This is a genomic window from Undibacterium sp. Di26W, assembly GCF_049340265.1.
Taxonomy (GTDB): domain Bacteria; phylum Pseudomonadota; class Gammaproteobacteria; order Burkholderiales; family Burkholderiaceae_D; genus Undibacterium.
In genome coordinates this window covers 229,586-248,234 of sequence record NZ_JBMPOR010000004.1, presented here as the reverse complement: position 1 = coordinate 248,234, position 18,649 = coordinate 229,586, and the positions used below count along the sequence as shown (strand labels likewise).

Genomic DNA, 18,649 nt, shown 5'->3' with positions numbered 1-18,649 from the left:
GTAGCGACGAAGACAGTATTTTGGTATGCGGCTCCTAGGAGAGGAGCTACAACGCAGCTGGGGCGATTTTGCGTAAGTCCTATTTATCAAGCTAATATCGAAAAAGGATATGCAAGATGAATACTGATAGTGCGAATTTAGAATCTGTTTATTCCCCCTATGCCGGTGCACGTATTGAGGCATATGACTTCGAGGAAGCGTTCGCAGAGATTGATAAACTGGTGCGTGCGCTCAGTGCCAAAGATGTGCTGGCGACCAATCAAATCCATGCGCTGAGCTACCATCTTAACACCCGGGGCTTTCTTCATCTGCAGCTAGGCCATTTCAGGGAGGGGCTGGCGGATTGCCTGGAAGCCAGGAAGCGAGATGCCAATCTCGATCAGGACAACCTGAATCTTGCAAATTTGCTCTTTCATCATTATGAAAGCCTGATCCTGCCGCAAATGGCCCAGCTCAAGAACAAGTTGACGACGGATGCATGCCGAAAGATCGCCAACGCCTACCACGGTCATGGATTTTATGCCCATGCTGCCGGTTATTATCACCTGGCGATTTCAGTCGCCAAACAAAGTGAACTGGCGCAACTATATGACTCTTTGAGTGCGTCTTATCTTGGATCGGGGCTGATCATTGAAGCTTTCATTGCCAGCGCGAGAGCGGTGCTGCTGAACCCGGCAATTGACAAGACCAACTATCTGTTGTCCCTGCCACAAATTGAAGGTTTGGGGCAAGACCCACAAGCCTTTGTGTCTGGTTTTCCTGATCAGCCTGCCATGGCAAGTTACTCAAGTGCCAGCGAAGTACAAGCGACAGGAGTGGACTACCTGTTTGCCAGAAAATACGTTGACTCGCTGGATTTTTTCAATCAAAAAGTGGATGAAGCCCGCCAGCAACTTGCCGCAAACAATCTTAACGGCATCGGCCAACTGTTGCCCGGCTACCTGAACCACCGGGCCACCAGTCACCTCAACTTACGCAATTTTGATCTTGCCATTGCAGATTGTCTTGAAGCGCGCAGCCTGGATCAAAGCCTGGGACAAAACAATTTGCGTTTTGCGCAGTTTTTCAAGGCGCAGTATGACACCTCGCTCAAGCCTTTGTTTGATGCGCTTGATACAAAAATCTCTGCGGCTGGCTACAACGATGTCGGTATCCACCTCCACAAAAACGGCTTTCATGTCCAGGCCGCTACCTATTTTCAACTGGCGATTTCGATCTCGACAGATTTGGTCAGGGCAGAGTCGTACAACAATCTGGCTGGGACTTACTTTGATGCCGGTTATTACATTGAAGCGCTTAGGGCAGTCTCACAGGCTATGGCAATCAATCCCATGACCAACAGGACCAATTACATCGCGATCAGTACAAAACTGAAGCCCATGATGCTGGACCAGAATGCCCTGCGGGAAGACCCTTTCCAGTTCGCTAAAGCCAGCGCGGCATCGCACAGCCAAAAAATCCATTAGCCCGCTGAATACCTTGTGCGTTACACCAAAGTTGGAGGATGAACATGCAAATCCTAGTCGCATCAGCATTTCAAAAACAAAGCCGGAATGTCACGGCATTCTTGCAAAATACGGATTCTGAATCTGTTTTTGAGCACAACACCAGTGGTGAATCGATAGAATTCAAGGTCGATGGCATTGGCACTTCGGGGTTCATGGACGGGATACAGCTCGCACTCCCTGAACAGCTTGCCAGGATAAAAAATACCCATCAGTTGCGCCTGGTGTTGACGGCGCACGATCTCGTGTCTAGTGCGGCAGGTGAGGTAGCTGAGGTAACGCTGCGTGTCCGTCCTGCTGGTGTAAATGGCTACGCTACCAATATCGACGACGTCAATACACATACTCCTGTTACGGAGCCGCAGGACGGCAAACAGATTACCTATGCAATGGCCACCTGTGCTGCTGCCGGTGGTACCGGGGGTGGCTGTGGTGCAGTAGGCTGTGCAACGGTCGGCTGCGCAGCGGCTGGTGCTGGCGGCGGTGGCTGCGCTGCTGCCGGATGCGCGGGGGTAGGATGTGCAGCGGCCGGATGTGGTGCCGTCGGCTGTGCGACCGTAGCCTGCGCCGCCGCCGGTAAAGGTGGCGGTGGCTGTGCCGCTGCGGCCTGTGGTGCCGTTGGCTGCGCCGCCAATGGGTGTGCGGCAGCAGCCTGTGGTGCTGTGGCCTGCGCCCTGAACGGTTGCGCCACTGTTGCCTGCGGTGCCGCTACGGGTGCCTGCGGTGCAGCTGCCTGTGGTTTTGACGCTCTGTGTGGTGCAAATGCAGGCTGGCCACCGTAACCGTAATCGGGCCAGCATGGCAACCCACACACGGACAGTGCCAGCGAGACAACCAACTGAGTACCAACTGAGTGAGAAAAGCATGCAATTAAAAGAATCGACCTACAATATCAGGGTACCGCTGCTCGGTGGGAAGAGCCTGCTTTTCAATTCATTGAGTCAAAGTTTATGCCTGCTGGAAGGCGATGAACTTGACAGCCTTGGCAATCTCGGCAGTCTTCCCAGCCCACTGGCTTCAGGCCAGCAGCAACTGCTGTTTGATCAATTGGGCAGCCAGGGATTTGTTCTGCCTGACAGTGTCAACGAGCTCAATGTCGTCAAAAAAATGTACGATGCCAGCCGCTACGATTCAGGCACAGTAACCCTGACCGTCTGCCCCACCCTGGCATGCAATTTCGGTTGTGACTATTGTTTCCAGGGGGCAGACAAGCCAGTACAGACCATGTCAGAAGAAGTGCAGGATGGTGTCGTGCAACTCTACCACCGGCTGCTGGAACACGTCCCTGAGCTGCACACCCTGCGCTCCATGTGGTATGGAGGCGAACCCCTGTTAAGACCCACGGTGATCTATAGTCTGGCAGACCGGCTTATCGACATCAATAAAAACCGCGGTATCAACTACACTGCCGCGATGATTTCCAATGGTTCAAAAATGAACCGGGCGGTTGCCCAGCAACTCTATGCACATGGCCTCAGAACGGTACAGATTACCCTGGATGGCGCACGTGAAGATCATGATTCCCGTCGCTATTATCTGTCGAAAAAAGGCAGCTACGACAAGATCATCGCCAACATGAAAGAATGGATTTATGAAATACCGATCAAGATTGATTTGCGGGTAAATATCGACGAGCGCAACAAGGGCGGCGTCCTCGCGCTGATTGATGACCTGGCGGCCGAAGGCCTGGCCAATCTGCCCAATCTTAAAATGTATTTTGCCCCGGTTGAATCCATTACGACAGGTTGCCACGCCATTGCAGACAAGATGATACAGAAACTGCAATATGGCAAACTGGAATCTGAACTCCTCAGATATGCATTTGATAAAGGCTTGTCCGAGCTGCCCTATGTGCCATCCTTCATGGGGATTTGCTCAGCCTTAAAACCCAATGATTACATTGTGGTGCCGAATGGTGATGTACATAAGTGCTGGGACACCGTGTCATTTCCAAATAAAAGGATAGGTACGATTTTTGACCTGGATGCATTGTTCGCCAACAAAAGCCCGGCGCAAAAGAAATGGGAACAATTCAACCCCTTCGACAATGCCACATGTAGTTCCTGCAAAATCCTGCCAAACTGCAGCAGCTTTTGCGCACATAAATTTGTCAATGCCGCCGATACCCTGGGTGAAGCATCTCTGCCCTGCCCCAGCCTTAAATATTCGATCAATGAAAAGATCGTCCTGCGTGCAGAAAAAGAAGGTTTTATCACCAGGAATGACTACACACCAGAGATGATCAGGACCAATCCGCTCAGCCTTTGTTCTGAAGTGTTTGTGAAAGAGGACTACCTGAGTGAAGATTATCTGAAAGAGGTGTATTTGACTGAATCGTATATGAGCGAAGTTGATTTGAAATCTGATTTGAAAATCAATCACCTGGACGACGCCTTTACAAACAAAAACTTCTTAAAAGAGGAAAAGCTGGTTTATGTCAAATTCGCTTCCAGGTCATGAACATCATCACAAATATCTTTTTCTGGTCTCTTCTTCGTATGGGCACTTGTTTCCGGCGATACGCTTAGCCCATTTATTGCAGAAAAAAAGAAGGGATGTTCTGTTTGTCTCAGACAATGAAAATAAATTTCTGTTTGACAGTTCAGGCTTAAAAAGTATTTTGACGACCAGCCAGCCCAATCCGTTTCTATCGACGCGTGACTGGTATGACAGTAGGGTGGGCCGCTATCAATACGATTTTATCAAGCAGGTCCTTGATGCGTATCAGCCTGACGTCATCGTTTGCACCCAGTTGGTGATGCCCGCTTTCGTGTTGGCAGAAATAGTCAAGATTCCCCTGATCGTCATTGGGTATTGTGAATACCTTTTCCCCGGCATCGATGATACGTGTTCAAGCAAACAGTGGCGCATAGAGTCGCTCACCCAGCACTACAATAATTTAAGAGAGAACCTGGGCCTTCCCTTGGTCACTGCCGATCCTGCGACTACGCCCCTGATCGGTGATAAATACCTGCTAAGGAGCATCCCCCAGCTAACGACAGAGACCAACCTGCCTTCCCAGGTTGAGCTGGTCGGCGGTCTCATTTTTGAACCGCCCTATGTGAATGTCGACATGGATAATTTCATTGCCACCAGCCAGGAAAACAATCGCCCTCTGTACTATGTGCAGATCGGTCGCCTGTTCAATGACCGGCATCTATGGGACAAGCTCATCTGCATACTGGGCAACTTGCCCGTCAATTTCATCCTGGACCTGTCACGTTCCGACTATGTGAATGAGCATATTGAATTCCCTGATAATTTCTACCTTCATCCCCTGGTGACCATCGCTTATATCAAAGATGCTGTACTGGGCGTTATTTGCAGTGGACAAACCACTAGCGTTTTATCGGCGATTTATCACGGCAAACCCGTGCTTGGCATCCCCAATTCTGCCGATGGCGCTGAAGGCACGGACCGTATTGTCAAGCATGGAATAGGTGCCGGCATCTTCAGCACGGATGACATGCGCGAAGACGTCTTCATGTACTTTTTTTCTGAAGTAGAAAGAGGCATTTTTGAAGACAAGTTACATTACTTTCAAACGCACCTGCTGTCCTATGAAGATGACGATCAATTGTTACAAAGGAGTTTCACATGATCACCGAAAATACACTGGAAGCAGCCCACACCGACCTTGCCCTTGCCGATGCAGACATCAGGCAAGAAATCATGGCGCTGGCCCGGGTATATCAACTTGAAGAAAAAGCGTTGTCAGCAACCATAGACCTGTTCAACTTTGATCACTATGCAGAATATGTCCTGACTGAAGACAACCTGGAAATCATTACCGGCGGGGTCGGGCAAGAAGACTATTTAATCGGACTTGCAAAAAAATTGCAGGTACCAGACACCATCATCACTGCATTCAAGAAATGTATTGCGGCCTTCCCGGCAAAAATGCTGTACCTGAAACTTTGCTTTGGGCCGACACATGAACAACCCACGCTATACCTGGAATTGATGGAACCATGGGAAGCCGCTTTTTCTTTCCTGGAAACCCTGCCTGAGCTGCAAGATGCAATCCCCAAGCTGAAACAAGCCACAGCACAAAGCAAGCTTTGCGTTTTGCTGGCGTTTTCGCTGGACAAAACCAGCGATCAACTGCTGGTAAAAACCTACCAGCTTGCAGAGCGGGCCAACAAGGCAAGTCATGCACCCCTGATGGTGTCGTATCGCCTGTCGAATGGTTCTGTGTCCGGGCAACCAAAGCTCTACAAATCTGTCACCCAGGAAAACAGAATTGCATTGAGCGACAAGTTAAGACATATCACCGAACAGAGCGCGGCCATCCTGACGCGACAGTATTGGTCGCTGTATGGCTACCAGTTCACAAACAATGCATACCATAATCTGAAGATATACGTCTTCCGCAAAGACCGCAGATTCAATACCTGGGGGCCGCGCAACGACAGCATATATACCAGTGAAGGCAATATCATGCTGCGCTTGCGAAGGCTGGAAGACGCGGTCAGCTCATACACCAATGCCATCGATTATTACAGCAAAGATTTCAATGCTTATGTCAATCGCGCACTCTGTTATACCTTGCTTGGACAACACAGGCTTGCAGTAGCAGATGCCGGGACCGCCAGGGCGCTGGAACCCAATATGAACTTCAGCCAGTCGGGTGCCTATTTCAACTTTATCAGGGAAGTATCTGCCATCTCTGAACAACTTGGTGTCGCACCAAGCGCAGCACTGTATAACCAGATGGGGGTGCTCCTGTTTTCAAAAGGTCTGTTCCCGGAAGCAAAGCAGCATTTTGAAATGGCATTGACGCTGGATAAAGATTTTGCCCAAGCCCATAACAACTTGGGTGGTGCATGTATTAACATGGGATTGTTTTCAGAAGCATTTGATCACTGCGGCATAGCGATCAGCCTGGATGACAGCAGCGACACATCCAACTACACCCTGGCATTGCTTGGCATACGCGACATGTCCAGGCGTGAATCGACATTATCTCAATGACATTGATTGTTTCGCTCAGCCAAATCGAGCCATTCATCGGCGTGGCGGTGATGTGCAGATTCCGCCCGGGCAGGGTACTCGCCGCACATGGCTTTGGCGCCATTGTCCTCACGTTGATTGCCGCTATCAACTTTTAGCTGGCACCCACTTTAATATTCCAATAGGGCTCGGGACCGAAACGCTCAACAAGAAAATCGATGAAGCTGCGCACCTTGGGCGGCAGAAACTTGCGATTAGGATAAACGGCAAATACGGCGAGATCATCGGTTTCCCAATCCGGGAGAACGCGCACCAGCTTCCGTTCACGTAGCGTCTCATAGATCAGAAAGTCTGGTTGCAGAGTAACGCCAAGGCCTTCGATAGCGGCACTGCGCAGGATGTCGCCACTATTGCCGGATAGACTACCGGAAACCAGAATCTTTTGCTCCACACCTTCGCGTCTGAAGCGCCACTCGTTTGGTGAACTCACATAGGCGTAGGTAAGACATTGATGGTTGGCGAGGTCCTTAGGCACTTTGGGGAGTCCGTACTTTTTCAAATAGCCAGGCGAGGCACAAACCACGAGGCGCGAGCTCGCGAGCTTGCGAGCAACCAGTCCTGGGTCAATTTTTGTTGCGACGCGGATCGCGACATCAAAACCTTCTTCAACCAAGTCGACCACCCGATCGTTGAGTGTGACATCGACTTGAACACCTGGATATTTCTGCAGGTATTCTGTGATCGCCAAGCCCAAATGACGGGCACCAAACGCATTTGAGGAACTGACCCTCAAAATGCCACGCGGAACAGAGGCCTCCTGTGCTACCGAACTCTCGGCCTCCGCGATCATGGTCAGTACCTGCATCGCACGCTCGTAATAGTCATTGCCGGCCTCCGTGAGCGAGAGCTTGCGCGTGGTCCGCTGGAGCAGCAGAACGCCCAAATGCTCTTCGAGTTGCGCCACATAGCGCGTGGCCATGCCTCGCGATAGATCGAGTTTGTCCGCTGCACCGGCAAAGCTCCCGGCATCCACCACTGCGGTAAAGACCCGCATACTCACTACGATGTCGATAGTCATATTGTTTTACAAAATCAAATAATGAATTGTTATTTTGTGGGTTTATCTTCCATTGTGCAACTGATTAAATACAGTAATCGGATACGGAATTGGCTCTGATTCAGGCCAAGCCCCATCTTCTGACTCTCTCCGCTGCCTTGGGCAGCAAATTTAGTAGTCAAAGCCAAAAGGAAAATGAAATGACAACAAACAAGTGGATGATAGACACCAACGATGCGGTATTGCTGCTGATAGATCATCAGAGCGGGCTGTTCCAACTGGTCCGCGATATAGAGTACACGACCCTCCGCAATAACGTGACTACGCTTGCGAAGGTGGCGCACATCGCAAAGATTCCAACCATTACAACGGCATCAGTTCCTGAAGGTCCGAATGGTCCAATCATTCCCGAGATTCATCAGAGCAACCCTGATGCGGTGCATGTTCCGCGCAGCGGCCCGATCAACGCGTGGGATCACCGTCCCTTTGTTGAAGCCATCGAAAGCACCAAGCGGAAAACACTGCTCATCGCAGGCACGCTCACAAGTATTTGCATGGCCTTCCCTGCACTCAGCGCACTTGCCGCAGGATACAAGGTGTTCTGCATTGTGGATGCCTCAGGTAACCACTCTCAGATGGCAACCGACCTCACCATTGCCCGGGTCACGCAGGCAGGAGCAATGCCGATTGACACATTCGCGGTCATGTCTGAGTTGATGAACACTTGGAATCGCCCAGAAGCAATGGATTTCGCGAAGGTCATGATCGATCACATCGTTCCCGCCTATGGGGCGTTGATGGAGAGCTATGACACAGCACAAAAAAGCGTGAAATAAGTCCACGCAAAAAACTGGACTTGGGCCACCTGGCAGCAGGTGGCCTCTTAGTCTTCAACTTGGAATGAGTTGCAAAAAAAGCAGTGTGCTTATTGCCATGAATTCCGATGAAATCCATTTGTGCATTTGAAATATCGAAACCATTTCATCTGTTGAAACGAATGCCACATCTCGCTAACGAAACCATGAGCCCAAACACGAATTTGACCAGCACCGATGACGCCATGGGGGCAACGGTGGTCATCACTCATCGGGTGCGTGATGGCAGGCAGGGGGAGTATGAAAAATGGATGAGCGAAATCGGGCCGCTTTGCCGGTCATCGGCTGGCAATCTTGATTGGCAGATCATTCCGCCGGTTCCAGGTTTCTCCTCGACCTACACGGTCATTATCCGGTTTGACAGCAAAGCGCATCTGCAGGCCTGGACGGAGTCACCAGTTCGCAGTCAGCTCATCGACAGAGTCAAGCCGTTTCTTGCCAGTGGCGACGATTTCTTTATTAGTAGCGGTCTGGATTTCTGGTTTGCCCCGATGGAAACCAAGACCAAGGTGCCCGCCCGCTGGCGGCAGAGTTTGGTGACTTGGTCTGTGATTTATCCCCTGGTCCTCGGCGTTCCCATGATCGTTTCACCGGCGCTGCGGCTCCTGGGCATCCCCGACCATCGTTTGTTCACTACTTTTGTGGTGACGGGAACCATCGTTGTGCTCATGGTCTACGTCATCATGCCGCGCTATACGAAGCTCGTGAAGCGGTGGTTGTTTGCCTGAGCGATCCGAAGCGCACTGCTGATCCGCGGAACCTGTTATCGGGTTGACTATAAGCGATTAATATTTTTTAAAGAGATGTGACCATGCAAACTTCCCCCAACTTGGAAATAGTCCATAAACCGCGCGCTGTCGAGCATCTGGTGACAGGTGAGTTGACTTCAGATGGCGCAGGCGTGCAGTTGACGCGAGTGCTGAACCATGACTGGCAGCACCGGCTAGACCCTTTCCTGATGCTCGACGCCATTACCTCCAATAATCCTGGAGACTACTTTGGTGGCTTCCCCGATCATCCGCATCGCGGCTTTGAAATTGCCACCTATATGATCGCTGGGCGTATGCGCCACCGCGACAGCGCCGGGAACGAAGGCCTGCTTGAGAGCGGAGGGATGCAGTGGATGACCGCCGGTCGTGGGGTGGTTCACTCCGAAATGCCGGAGCAACAGGAAGGGCGCTTGGAAAGTTTTCAACTCTGGCTGAATCTCGCCGCCAAAGACAAAATGCTCGTACCGTGGTACCGCGATTTCAAGAGTACCGAGATTCCGGAATTCGTCACCTCAGAAGGTGTGACAGTGCGCGTCATCGCCGGTGCCAGCCACGGTGTCGCGGGTACGATGCAGCGCGACATCACGCAGCCACTGTATCTTGACCTGCATCTGCCCGCTGGCGGGCGCTTTGCCCAGACGCTTTCGTCGGAATTCAACGCATTTGTTTTCACCTACCGTGGCGAATTATCGATAGGCGAAAAAACCGTGCCAGCTCGCCATATGGCGGCATTCGGAAATGATGCGGCTAGCGATGGCATCGTCTTGCAGGCAACCGAACCCTGCCGTGCCCTGCTGATCGCCGGACGTCCGCTACATCAACCGATCGTACAACACGGGCCATTCGTCATGAATACGCAGGAAGAGATTAATCAGGCCGTCAGTGACTTCCATAGTGGGCGCTTAGCGTAAATTTCTGGTTACATAAAACACGAAAGCATCATCATGATTCCCTCCCCTTTCGATGTGGGCGCTGAGGACGCTATCGTCAATTGCGTCTTGTGGCTCAAGCTTGTTGTCGAGAGTGTGGGTGCGCTCGTTATCGGGATCGGGATGGTGGCCTCTTTCGTTGAGTTCGCACGAAGCTATGTCGCGCATCAGATTCGTGACAACAACTCGGTGAGGCAGACACTGGCGCGATACATGGCGCTCGCGCTGGAATTTCAGTTGGGTGCCGACATTCTCGCAACGTCCGTCGCACCCAGTTGGGACATGCTGGGAAAGCTAGGCGCTATCGCCGTCCTTCGAACAGCGTTGAACTATTTTCTGACGCGTGAGATGGAGCAAGAGGAAAAAGCACGGGAGCATGAATAAACTGGCGTTCCTCATCGCATAGGGTCAACCGTGTCATCCAGAGCCCGGCGTCCTATTTCCTCACCAGAAGGCGTCCGCGTGTTGGCCGTCTTCTTTATGCGTGAAATACGCACGGCAGAAGTTTTTTATTTTCGGAGCGCGTCAATGTCGCAAGTCCACACTGTAGAAGAAATCCCTCATCTGCGTGAAGTCAATAATGGAATTGCGTCCCAGAGCGAGGTGCAAGCGAATACCGACACCGTGGACTTAACGCCATTGGTCCACGAGCACCTCACCACCGCGCGAGCACTCAGGGCCGGGCGGCTTTTGCGCCTGACATCCAAGCTTGAGTCCTTGTGATCTTTTTCTGTGATTTGTACAGACTCGGGCAATGGCCGTTCATACGAACTCCGCAATGTCGGTGCGGTAGCCGATTGCCTCCATTGTCGGTCGGCGCAAATCCTTGCGCAGTTTTGGGTGGCCGGCCAGGACCACTGACAGGCGGCCGCCGACGTCCTCGACCACTTCCATCAGGCGCTTGAGGCCGATGAGCGTATGTCCGTTCAATTCGTGCGCCGCGTCAATGCTGTTGTTCGAATGGAGGTCTATGCCACAAAATAATATGCCGTTCTCCTTTGATAAAGTGGGTTCGCACCGTAACTTTATCTCTCGGCGCTTGCCGAAGGGAGGATGGCTAGATGAGTATCAATTCAGCGAGCAAAAGAACAATCTATAACCGAACGGCGGCGAAGTCCTCAGCTTAATCGCGTCACAGCCTAATCAATTCATCGGATTGGAATGTTGAACGACCCGTTGGGATATTGCCCGCACATGAACTCCACGAAAGCCCGGACTTTGGGACTCTGCAAACGGCGAGAGGTATGCAGGACCCAAAGCTCAACTTCGCCGCCGGCAATTCCCCACGATACCAGTTCCCCTTTTTCCAGCAAGCTCCCGACGATGGATTGCGGCAGCATCGCTGCCCCTGCGCCGTCGACAATAGCGTCCCGAACCATCAGGAGCGAAGACAGACGCAGAACAGGCCGCGGTTCGATGGTGAACTGCCCATTACGAACGGACCAGATGTCCCCGTCGCGATAGCTAGTCGTGACGACCGCTGGGACGGGAAATGGCTTGTCACGATCTCCCTTCGGCATCTGAATGGATGGTGCGGCCGCAAGGACCATCCTGTCTTTGGCAAAGCATCTGCCAACCAATGCGCTGTCTTTGCTCGGATTTATCCGTATGGCGACATCGAAGTGTTCGTCTACTAGATTGACGAGACGGTCCTCAGCCACGGCTTCGATCTGTACTTCCGGGTAGCTGGTCAGGAACCGGGCGGCAATTCGCCCGAGTGCCAACTGCGAAAACAGGAGCGGTGCCGCGATGCGCAGACGCCCTCGCGGCGTCGCCAGGCCGTCTCGCGCTGCAGCAACTGCATCGGCGACCTCGTGCATTGGTCCCTCCGTTCTGGCTCGCAGCAGTTGACCTGCTTCGGTCAACTCCAGGCTACGGGCGCCCCGTTCGATGAGCCGTATCCCCAATGCTTCTTCGAGGTCAGCAACACGACGCGACAGGGTCGCTTTCGACCGCCCGCTGGCGCGGCTGGCTTTTCCGAAGCCGCCGTGGGCGGCCACCAATTGGAAGTCTTCAAGGGCATTGAAATCCATTATGTCTCACTTTTGAAACGAAGTGTCTACATTTTACAGTCTTTGTTTTTAATGTGGAACAACATATTATTTGTTCGTACGCAACCCACACCACAAAGGAGTTTAGTCATGAACAACATCCGTGCATTGATTCTTACCGAATACGGCGGCCCATCCGCCATCAAGATTTCGTCCATCGAGGCACCGACGGCAAAAGAAGGCCAAGTGCTGGTCCGCGTCGAGGCCGCCGGTGTCAATGGACTGGACTGGAAGGTCCGAGAAGGCTATGTCCGAGATGCTTTCCCATTGCAATTGCCGACCGTCTTAGGCATCGAACTGGCCGGAGTGGTCGAAGCGGTGGGTCCAGGCACCAAACTGCGCAAAGGCGATCGCGTCATGGGACCACGCGGTGGCCTGGGCGCCTATGCCGAGTTGGTAGCGGTAGACGAGGCCAATCTTAGCCTGATACCAGACTCGCTGAGCTTCGTGGACGCGGCGGCCTTGCCTGTGGCGTCCGTGGCGGCATGGCAAAGCCTGAATTTTGCCGGTCCGATCCAGGCCGGCCAGCGGATCCTTATCCAAGGCGCGGCTGGCGGTCTTGGGGGATTCGCGGTGCAGTACGCCCATCAAGCCGGAGCAGTAGTTTTTGCCACCGCCTTGGATAGTCACGCGGACTATGTCCGCAGCCTAGGCGCTGACCATGTCATCGCCTACGACAAAGAGCAATTCGAAGCCTCGGCTAACGACATCGACCTCGTGCTCGACTACATCGGTGGCGAGATGCTGAATCGCTCGTGGTCCGTTCTTGCCGAAGATGGTGTCATCGTCAGCACCGCATCGCCAGCCATTCTGGCGAGCACCCCCGCAGGGCGTCGTGGCCTGTGGTTTATGAACACATCGGATGCCGCACGGCTGCAAATGATCGCAGAGGACGTGGCGCACGGACGCTTGCAGTCAAAGGTCAACGCCGTTGTGAGCTTCGACGAACTGCCTGAAGCGATCGAGCGTAATCGGACTCAGCCGCAAGTCGGCAAGACCGTAGTGAATTTCTCCCTTTAATCACCTTCCTTAACAGGAGAAAAACATGAGCATTGCAAACATCATACATGCCGATCCTGAATCGAGCGGCAGACATTTGGGTAAAGACGGTGTCGATCCTGCAGCCGATCGCACGGCGCGGTTAGAAGTTGCTGTCACGCGGGAGATGTTCATTCCTGGCGACATCAGCGACGTTTTCGACTTCGTTGCCGCGCAAGATGTTTTGCCGAAGATCCTGACGGGTTACGGGCTTGTGCCTGGCGTCGCGTCAACTTCGAACGTCTCCGGCCCGTGGGATCAGCCCGGTTCAACCCGTACAGTACACCTGCTGGATGGCAGCACGGTAAAGGAGGAAATTACGCATTACGACCGTCCCTCGTATTTCGCATACCAGGTCAGCGATCCGAGCTTTTCGTTGAAACATCTGATGTCTTATGCACGTGGGCAATTTTGGTTCACACCTACGGAAGGCGGTACTCAGGTGACATGGACTTATACGTTCTTGGCCAAAAACAGTTTTACCAAGATTCCGCTGGGGCTATTTGTCGGTACCCAGTGGAAGGGGTATATGGACGTCTGCTTGAGGCATGTCGCCAAGCATTTCGCCAATCTCCTTTAACGCTACGTGCGCCCAGCACGGCTTTCTGTGGATAGAGCAGTGTCGAGTTGATCGACAGTTTCTATCCACCTTTGAATTTACCAACCATACCAAGGAGTAATCATCATGACTATTATCGTTACCGGCGCTACCGGCACTATCGGCCGCCAAGTTGTCGAGCAACTCGTGAAGCGAGGCGCCGATGTTCGTGCTCTTGTTCGCGACCCTTCGAAGGCAAACTTCCCAACAGGCGTCGACGTCGTCCAAGGCGATCTGCTCGACGTCGATTCGCTGCGCGCCGCCTTCTCTGGTGCCTCGACGCTGTTCCTGCTCAACGCGGTGGTACCCGACGAATACACTCAGGCGCTGATCACGCTTAACGTCGCCCGAGAGGCCGGCATCGAACGGATCGTCTACCTCTCCGTGATTCATAGTGACCTCTACGTGAACGTGCCGCACTTCGCAGGCAAATTCGGCGTTGAACGCATGATCGAGCAAATGGGACTCAACGCAACCATCCTGCGCCCCGCCTACTTCATGGGTAACGACCTCACGATCAAGGATGTGGTAACCAGCTACGGCATTTATCCGATGCCGATCGGTAGCAAGGGCCTGGCAATGGTCGATACGTGCGACATCGCTGAAATCGCGGCCATCGAACTTATCCGCCGAGAACGAACCACTGTCCCATTTCCACTGGACCGGATTAATCTCGTTGGCCCTGACACGTTGACCGGCGCAGATGTCGCTGCGATTTGGACAGAAGTCTTGGGTCGTCCGATCGTCTATCCGGGCGATGACACCGCCGGGTTTGAGAAAAACCTTCGACAATTCATGCCGAGCTGGATGGCCTTTGATATGCGCCTGATGAGCGAGCGTTTTCTCACTGAGGGAATGATTCCGGAAGCCGGCGATGTGGAACGTTTGACTACGCTCCTGGGGCGTCCCCTTCGTTCCTATCGCGACTTCGTTTCCGAGATTGTGACCTTGGCCTGACGACTGAACATCAGGCCAGGGAACATCATCATGATCTACTCGACCACCACTGTTAATTATCCAACTTAAAAGGAAACATCATGACCACGTCAGTTTTACAACAAGGCTTTACTAAGAACCAACTCAGCTTCAAAAATCGTATCTTCATGGCACCCATGACTCGCTCACGGGCCGTGGAGCAGAAGCCCAATGACATGATGCTTGAATACTATGTCCAACGGGCATCGGCCGGCCTGATCTTCACCGAAGCCGCCCAGATCAGCCCACAAGGTGTCGGCTACATCTTCACCCCGGGCATCCATACGCAGGAGCAGGTCCAAGGCTGGACGAAGATCACACAAGCCGTTCACGCCAAGGGCGGCAAGATATACCTGCAACTGTGGCATGTGGGACGCGTTTCCCACCCTGAATTCCACGGTGGCAGCTTACCGGTCGCGCCGTCGGCTATTGCCTTTCAAGGACAAGCATATACCCCGTCCGGCCCGAAGGACGTGGTGACTCCGCGTGCGCTGGAAACGCACGAAGTAAAGGCCATAATCGCCGACTACAAGAATTCGGCGAAACTGGCCAAGGAAGCCGGCTTCGATGGCGTCGAGATCCATGGGGCAAACGGCTACCTGCCTGCGCAATTCCTGGAAGACGGCTCCAACCAACGCACGGACGAGTATGGCGGTAGCCTGGAAAACCGCTCACGCTTTCTCGTGGAAGTGACGAAGGCTGTCAGCGATGTCTGGGGCCCCGAGCGCGTCTCCGTGCGTTTGTCGCCTCGCAATCCCTACAACGGCATGAGCGACAGCAACCCAGAGGCAACCTATCTGCACGTCGTCCGTGAGCTGGAGAAGCTGAAGCTGGGTATGTTGCACTTTATGGAAATGGCGACATTGCCCGAAGGCGTGCAGCCTTTTTCCCCGAAGGTGCGCGAGATTTTCTCGGGCATGTTAATTCTGAACTATGGTTATGATCAAAAGTCCGCGGAAGAAGTCGTGAGCAAAGGCTTGGCAGATGCGGTTTCTTTCGCCTCGCTGTTCATTCCCAACCCTGACCTGCCCGAGCGCTTCCGTGACGGGCATGCCTTGGCCACCCCGGACCACGCGACGATGTATGGTGGTACCGCCAAGGGCTATATCGATTACCCACGGGCAGGAGAGCAACAATGAAACTCCTCGTCCTTGGAGCGACCGGCGGAACCGGCCGCCATATCGTCGAACAGGCGTTGGCCCGGGGGCACCAAGTCACCGCGCTGGTGCGGTCGCCGCAGAAAGCGGCTGATCTGAAGGGGGTGACGCTGGTCACAGGGGACGCTCGCAATGCGATGTCATTGCGCCAAGCCGTGAAAGGCCAGGATGCGGTGATAAGCGCGCTGGGCACCGCAGTCAGTCCATTCAAAGAGGTTAGGTCGCTCTCCACAGCGACGCGCGAGTTGGTCAGTGCGATGAAGGCTGAACACGTATCACGCTTGGTCTGCATCACCGGGCTTGGTGCAGGTGACAGTGCTGGCCACGGCGGCTTTGCCTTCGACAAGCTGATCTTCCCACTTCTTTTGCGTAAAGTGTATGCCGACAAAAATAGGCAGGAATCTATCATTCGGGACAGCGGGCTCGAATGGATTATAGTTCGACCTACCGTCCTGAACGATAAGACTCGTCGCGACTCGATTCGCGCGCTCACGGATCTTTCCGACTTCCATGGCGGCTCCATTTCACGAGAAGACGTTGCGAGCTTCGTCTTGGATCAAGTGAGTGCCAATACCTGGTTGCATCGCTCTCCGCTGATCACGTGGTAAGTGCATTGAATACTTTTCAAGGCGGTGGATGCCAGCTAAGGCGGTGGAAACCCTGCGGGTGGAAGCGGCGCGCAACAATGATCGAGAAAGGCAATCATGCAATCGACGTCGTCGCGTGTGAAGTTGGCTTTGACGATCCGGCGCGCATGCGCTACGCCTTCATTCGCGCCTGCTGCGTGCCACCCGCAAGCGGTCAAGCGGGCGGCGGCGTAAGCGCGTAACGTGAGGGCGACAAACCCACATGCCGCGTGAACGCCGCGCTGAACGCACTGGCTGAACCGTAGCCGACACGCTCGGCCACTTCGGCCACACTATCGGTCCGCTGCCGCAGCAGGCTCTTGGCCTTGGCCATGCGCCAGCGCAGCAGATATTCCATCGGCGCCACGCCGACTGCGCGGCTGAAGCGATCAAAGAACGCGGAGCGCGATAAGGCCGCTTCCTTGGCCAGTTGCGCTACGGTCCAGGGCGCCGTCAGCTCCGCGTGCATGCGTCGCAGTGCCTGTGCCAGACGTTCGTCGGCCAGCCCGCGCAGCAAGCCTGGCGAAGCGGCCGTACCCGCCGTCGAGCGCAGCGCTTCGATCAGCAGCACTTCCAGCAAATGCGCCAGCACCACATCACGCCCCGGCCGTTTGGCGCGCGATTCCTCGCCGACCAGTCGCACGATGGTGGCCAGGCGCTGTTCACCACGCACGTGGATCAATCGCGGCAGCAAGGACACGAGCAAGGCTGCGTCCGGCGAATCAAAGGCGCAATGGCCAACCAGCAGCACTGTTTCTGCCGGGCCGGATGTACTGCCAAGGCGGACTTCGCCATCTGGCAGCGCGACCGGTAACAGGTCGGGCGCATCTTCCGGCAGTGGCTGCATGCTGCTCATGACAAAATCGTGCGACTCCGGTATCAGTACAAAATCGCCCTGCAGCAATGGCAGCGGCGCTTGCCCTGCCACCGTGAGGCAGCAGGTGCCCTCCAGCACCACGCAGTAAAACGGCTGCCCCTCGAGTGAGCGGCGCACGCGCCAGGCGCCAGCGCCGGTAACGACTTTCGAGAACCGGGCACGCGGCTGCAGCAGCGTCACCACCTCGGCAAGCGGATCGATCATATCTGGACTCTGACATAACGAAATGTGGACGTTTGATTGTAGCAAGTCCAGACCCTGCGCGCTATAGTGACGTCACACCCAACCACAGGAGTTCGCATGAAAACAATCCTCATTACCGGCTGTTCGTCCGGCTTCGGGCTTGAAATCGCCCGTTATTTCCTTGAGCGCGACTGGCAAGTGATCGCCACCATGCGCATGCCAGATGAAGAATTGCTGCCACGCTCGGAGCGACTGCGCGTGCTGCCACTGGACGTCACCGATGCGGATAGCATCCGTAAGCTGCTCGATGCTGCAGGTCCGGTCGATGTACTGGTCAACAACGCCGGCATCGGTATGCTGGGCGCAGTGGAGGGCACGCCGATGGCCGCCCTGCGCGAGGTCTTTGAGACCAATACCTTTGGCACCATAGCGATGACGCAAGCAGTACTGCCACAGTTCCGCCAGCGCAAGGCGGGCGTGGTAATTAACGTGACGTCCAGCGTGACGTTGAAATCGTTGCCGCTGTTGTCGCTGTACACGGCCAGCAAGGCGGCGGTCAACGCCTTCACTGAATCTCTGGCGCTGGAGCTGGAACAGTTCAACGTGCGGGTCAACCTTGTGTTGCCAGGCCGCGCGCCGACCACCAGCTTTGGCGCCAACGCGCAGCAGCGCATACAGATCCCGGAAGCGTATGCGGCGATGGCGCAAGATGTGTTTGCCGGCTGGGCACAATCGACTGAGGAGGTCACACAGCCTGCTGATGTGGTGCAAGCGGTGTGGCTGGCAGCCACCGATCCGAATGCGCCGCTGCGCATTGCAGCCGGTGCAGATGCGGTGGCGCTGATGTAACAACGGCGCCTCGCGAGGCGCCGTCGTGGCTGGCGGGTGCATGTATTAACATGGAATTGTCTTCAGAAGCATTTGATCACTGCGGCATAGCGATCAGCCTGGATGACAGCAGCGACACTTCCAACTACACCCTGGCATTGCCTGGCATACGCGACATGTCCAGGCGTGAATCGACATTATCTCAATGATATTGATGCGCTAGGGTG

At 54.1% G+C, this 18,649-nt stretch carries 20 protein-coding genes; 16 read left to right on the top strand and 4 right to left on the bottom strand.

Translation table 11 applies throughout. The annotated features are described in order from the left end of the window. Window positions 1–116: 116 nt before the first annotated feature. The 5 genes from ACO0LM_RS07325 to ACO0LM_RS07305 all read left to right on the top strand — a co-directional run bounded on the left by ACO0LM_RS07325 (window position 117) and on the right by ACO0LM_RS07305 (window position 6,479). Window positions 117–1,466 (top strand): hypothetical protein, encoded by a 1,350-nt coding sequence (locus ACO0LM_RS07325; protein WP_423035699.1) that lies wholly within the window; start codon window positions 117–119, stop codon window positions 1,464–1,466. Between the two features lie 44 nt (window positions 1,467–1,510). Next, window positions 1,511–2,287, top strand: coding sequence for a hypothetical protein (locus ACO0LM_RS07320; RefSeq protein WP_423035697.1), 777 nt, complete (start codon window positions 1,511–1,513; stop codon window positions 2,285–2,287). Between the two features lie 82 nt (window positions 2,288–2,369). Then, window positions 2,370–3,965 carry an SPASM domain-containing protein gene (locus ACO0LM_RS07315; protein WP_423035695.1) on the top strand — a complete coding sequence of 532 codons (1,596 nt, stop codon included), beginning with the start codon at window positions 2,370–2,372 and terminating at the stop codon, window positions 3,963–3,965. A gap of 160 nt (window positions 3,966–4,125) precedes the next feature. Further along, window positions 4,126–5,106, top strand: coding sequence for a glycosyltransferase (locus ACO0LM_RS07310; RefSeq protein ID WP_423035693.1), 981 nt, complete (start codon window positions 4,126–4,128; stop codon window positions 5,104–5,106). After that, on the top strand, window positions 5,103–6,479 hold the full coding sequence (locus tag ACO0LM_RS07305) for a tetratricopeptide repeat protein (RefSeq protein WP_423035691.1): 1,377 nt from the start codon (window positions 5,103–5,105) through the stop codon (window positions 6,477–6,479). The genes ACO0LM_RS07310 and ACO0LM_RS07305 overlap by 4 nt, the downstream gene beginning before the upstream one ends. Window positions 6,480–6,612: 133 nt before the next feature. Here ACO0LM_RS07305 and ACO0LM_RS07300 read toward each other — a convergent pair whose 3' ends face one another. Then, complete coding sequence (locus ACO0LM_RS07300) at window positions 6,613–7,536, bottom strand: LysR family transcriptional regulator (RefSeq protein ID WP_423035689.1); 924 nt, start codon at window positions 7,534–7,536, stop codon at window positions 6,613–6,615. Between the two features lie 179 nt (window positions 7,537–7,715). Between ACO0LM_RS07300 and ACO0LM_RS07295 the strand changes: the two genes are divergently transcribed. From ACO0LM_RS07295 to ACO0LM_RS07280, 4 genes are all read left to right on the top strand, one after another. After that, window positions 7,716–8,351, top strand: coding sequence for an isochorismatase family protein (locus ACO0LM_RS07295; RefSeq protein WP_423035687.1), 636 nt, complete (start codon window positions 7,716–7,718; stop codon window positions 8,349–8,351). A gap of 107 nt (window positions 8,352–8,458) precedes the next feature. Beyond that, entirely contained in the window at window positions 8,459–9,118 is a 660-nt protein-coding gene (locus ACO0LM_RS07290) for an antibiotic biosynthesis monooxygenase (RefSeq protein WP_423035685.1), read from the top strand. An 83-nt stretch (window positions 9,119–9,201) separates the two neighbouring features. Further along, a complete protein-coding gene (locus ACO0LM_RS07285; protein WP_423035683.1) occupies window positions 9,202–10,071 on the top strand; it encodes a pirin family protein in 870 nt (289 codons plus the stop codon). Between the two features lie 33 nt (window positions 10,072–10,104). Beyond that, a complete protein-coding gene (locus tag ACO0LM_RS07280; RefSeq protein WP_423035681.1) occupies window positions 10,105–10,473 on the top strand; it encodes a DUF1622 domain-containing protein in 369 nt (122 codons plus the stop codon). A gap of 378 nt (window positions 10,474–10,851) precedes the next feature. Here the strand turns inward: ACO0LM_RS07280 and ACO0LM_RS07275 are convergent, their stop codons facing one another. Both ACO0LM_RS07275 and ACO0LM_RS07270 read right to left on the bottom strand, forming a co-directional pair. After that, window positions 10,852–11,019 (bottom strand): hypothetical protein, encoded by a 168-nt coding sequence (locus tag ACO0LM_RS07275; protein ID WP_423035679.1) that lies wholly within the window; start codon window positions 11,017–11,019, stop codon window positions 10,852–10,854. Between the two features lie 218 nt (window positions 11,020–11,237). Then, complete coding sequence (locus tag ACO0LM_RS07270; protein ID WP_423035677.1) at window positions 11,238–12,122, bottom strand: LysR family transcriptional regulator; 885 nt, start codon at window positions 12,120–12,122, stop codon at window positions 11,238–11,240. Window positions 12,123–12,230: 108 nt separating this feature from the next. Here ACO0LM_RS07270 and ACO0LM_RS07265 point away from each other — a divergent pair, with 108 nt between their 5' ends. The 5 genes from ACO0LM_RS07265 to ACO0LM_RS07245 all read left to right on the top strand — a co-directional run bounded on the left by ACO0LM_RS07265 (window position 12,231) and on the right by ACO0LM_RS07245 (window position 16,516). Beyond that, window positions 12,231–13,160: an NADP-dependent oxidoreductase gene (locus ACO0LM_RS07265; protein WP_423035675.1), complete on the top strand. Its 930-nt coding sequence runs from the start codon at window positions 12,231–12,233 to the stop codon at window positions 13,158–13,160. Between the two features lie 25 nt (window positions 13,161–13,185). Then, the gene (locus ACO0LM_RS07260; protein ID WP_423035673.1) at window positions 13,186–13,758 is read left to right on the top strand and encodes an SRPBCC family protein; all 573 of its coding nucleotides are present in this window, start codon (window positions 13,186–13,188) and stop codon (window positions 13,756–13,758) included. Window positions 13,759–13,863: 105 nt separating this feature from the next. Next, complete coding sequence (locus tag ACO0LM_RS07255; protein ID WP_423035671.1) at window positions 13,864–14,733, top strand: SDR family oxidoreductase; 870 nt, start codon at window positions 13,864–13,866, stop codon at window positions 14,731–14,733. A gap of 80 nt (window positions 14,734–14,813) precedes the next feature. After that, window positions 14,814–15,890, top strand: coding sequence for an alkene reductase (locus ACO0LM_RS07250; protein ID WP_423035669.1), 1,077 nt, complete (start codon window positions 14,814–14,816; stop codon window positions 15,888–15,890). After that, window positions 15,887–16,516: an NAD(P)-dependent oxidoreductase gene (locus tag ACO0LM_RS07245; RefSeq protein WP_423035667.1), complete on the top strand. Its 630-nt coding sequence runs from the start codon at window positions 15,887–15,889 to the stop codon at window positions 16,514–16,516. Before ACO0LM_RS07250 ends, ACO0LM_RS07245 begins: the two co-directional genes overlap by 4 nt. A 193-nt stretch (window positions 16,517–16,709) precedes the next feature. Here ACO0LM_RS07245 and ACO0LM_RS07240 read toward each other — a convergent pair whose 3' ends face one another. Then, entirely contained in the window at window positions 16,710–17,615 is a 906-nt protein-coding gene (locus ACO0LM_RS07240) for an AraC family transcriptional regulator (protein WP_423035665.1), read from the bottom strand. Between the two features lie 96 nt (window positions 17,616–17,711). Between ACO0LM_RS07240 and ACO0LM_RS07235 the strand changes: the two genes are divergently transcribed. Continuing rightward, window positions 17,712–18,443 carry an SDR family oxidoreductase gene (locus tag ACO0LM_RS07235; RefSeq protein ID WP_423035663.1) on the top strand — a complete coding sequence of 244 codons (732 nt, stop codon included), beginning with the start codon at window positions 17,712–17,714 and terminating at the stop codon, window positions 18,441–18,443. A gap of 50 nt (window positions 18,444–18,493) precedes the next feature. Then, a complete protein-coding gene (locus tag ACO0LM_RS07230) occupies window positions 18,494–18,631 on the top strand; it encodes a hypothetical protein (RefSeq protein ID WP_423035661.1) in 138 nt (45 codons plus the stop codon). Window positions 18,632–18,649 lie beyond the last annotated feature (18 nt).

Excerpts from the sequence above, each read along its gene's own strand:
- ACO0LM_RS07250 (WP_423035669.1), top strand. The coding sequence starts at position 14,814 with ATGACCACGTCAGTTTTACAACAAGGCTTTACTAAGAACCAACTCAGC.
- ACO0LM_RS07295 (WP_423035687.1), top strand. The coding sequence starts at position 7,716 with ATGACAACAAACAAGTGGATGATAGACACCAACGATGCGGTATTGCTG.
- ACO0LM_RS07230 (WP_423035661.1), top strand. The coding sequence starts at position 18,494 with ATGGAATTGTCTTCAGAAGCATTTGATCACTGCGGCATAGCGATCAGC.
- ACO0LM_RS07315 (WP_423035695.1), top strand. The coding sequence starts at position 2,370 with ATGCAATTAAAAGAATCGACCTACAATATCAGGGTACCGCTGCTCGGT.
- ACO0LM_RS07245 (WP_423035667.1), top strand. The coding sequence starts at position 15,887 with ATGAAACTCCTCGTCCTTGGAGCGACCGGCGGAACCGGCCGCCATATC.
- ACO0LM_RS07265 (WP_423035675.1), top strand. The coding sequence starts at position 12,231 with ATGAACAACATCCGTGCATTGATTCTTACCGAATACGGCGGCCCATCC.
- ACO0LM_RS07285 (WP_423035683.1), top strand. The coding sequence starts at position 9,202 with ATGCAAACTTCCCCCAACTTGGAAATAGTCCATAAACCGCGCGCTGTC.
- ACO0LM_RS07235 (WP_423035663.1), top strand. The coding sequence starts at position 17,712 with ATGAAAACAATCCTCATTACCGGCTGTTCGTCCGGCTTCGGGCTTGAA.
- ACO0LM_RS07270 (WP_423035677.1), bottom strand. The coding sequence starts at position 12,122 with ATGGATTTCAATGCCCTTGAAGACTTCCAATTGGTGGCCGCCCACGGC.
- ACO0LM_RS07300 (WP_423035689.1), bottom strand. The coding sequence starts at position 7,536 with ATGACTATCGACATCGTAGTGAGTATGCGGGTCTTTACCGCAGTGGTG.
- ACO0LM_RS07320 (WP_423035697.1), top strand. The coding sequence starts at position 1,511 with ATGCAAATCCTAGTCGCATCAGCATTTCAAAAACAAAGCCGGAATGTC.
- ACO0LM_RS07290 (WP_423035685.1), top strand. The coding sequence starts at position 8,459 with ATGAAATCCATTTGTGCATTTGAAATATCGAAACCATTTCATCTGTTG.
- ACO0LM_RS07325 (WP_423035699.1), top strand. The coding sequence starts at position 117 with ATGAATACTGATAGTGCGAATTTAGAATCTGTTTATTCCCCCTATGCC.
- ACO0LM_RS07255 (WP_423035671.1), top strand. The coding sequence starts at position 13,864 with ATGACTATTATCGTTACCGGCGCTACCGGCACTATCGGCCGCCAAGTT.
- ACO0LM_RS07260 (WP_423035673.1), top strand. The coding sequence starts at position 13,186 with ATGAGCATTGCAAACATCATACATGCCGATCCTGAATCGAGCGGCAGA.
- ACO0LM_RS07240 (WP_423035665.1), bottom strand. The coding sequence starts at position 17,615 with ATGATCGATCCGCTTGCCGAGGTGGTGACGCTGCTGCAGCCGCGTGCC.
- ACO0LM_RS07305 (WP_423035691.1), top strand. The coding sequence starts at position 5,103 with ATGATCACCGAAAATACACTGGAAGCAGCCCACACCGACCTTGCCCTT.
- ACO0LM_RS07280 (WP_423035681.1), top strand. The coding sequence starts at position 10,105 with ATGATTCCCTCCCCTTTCGATGTGGGCGCTGAGGACGCTATCGTCAAT.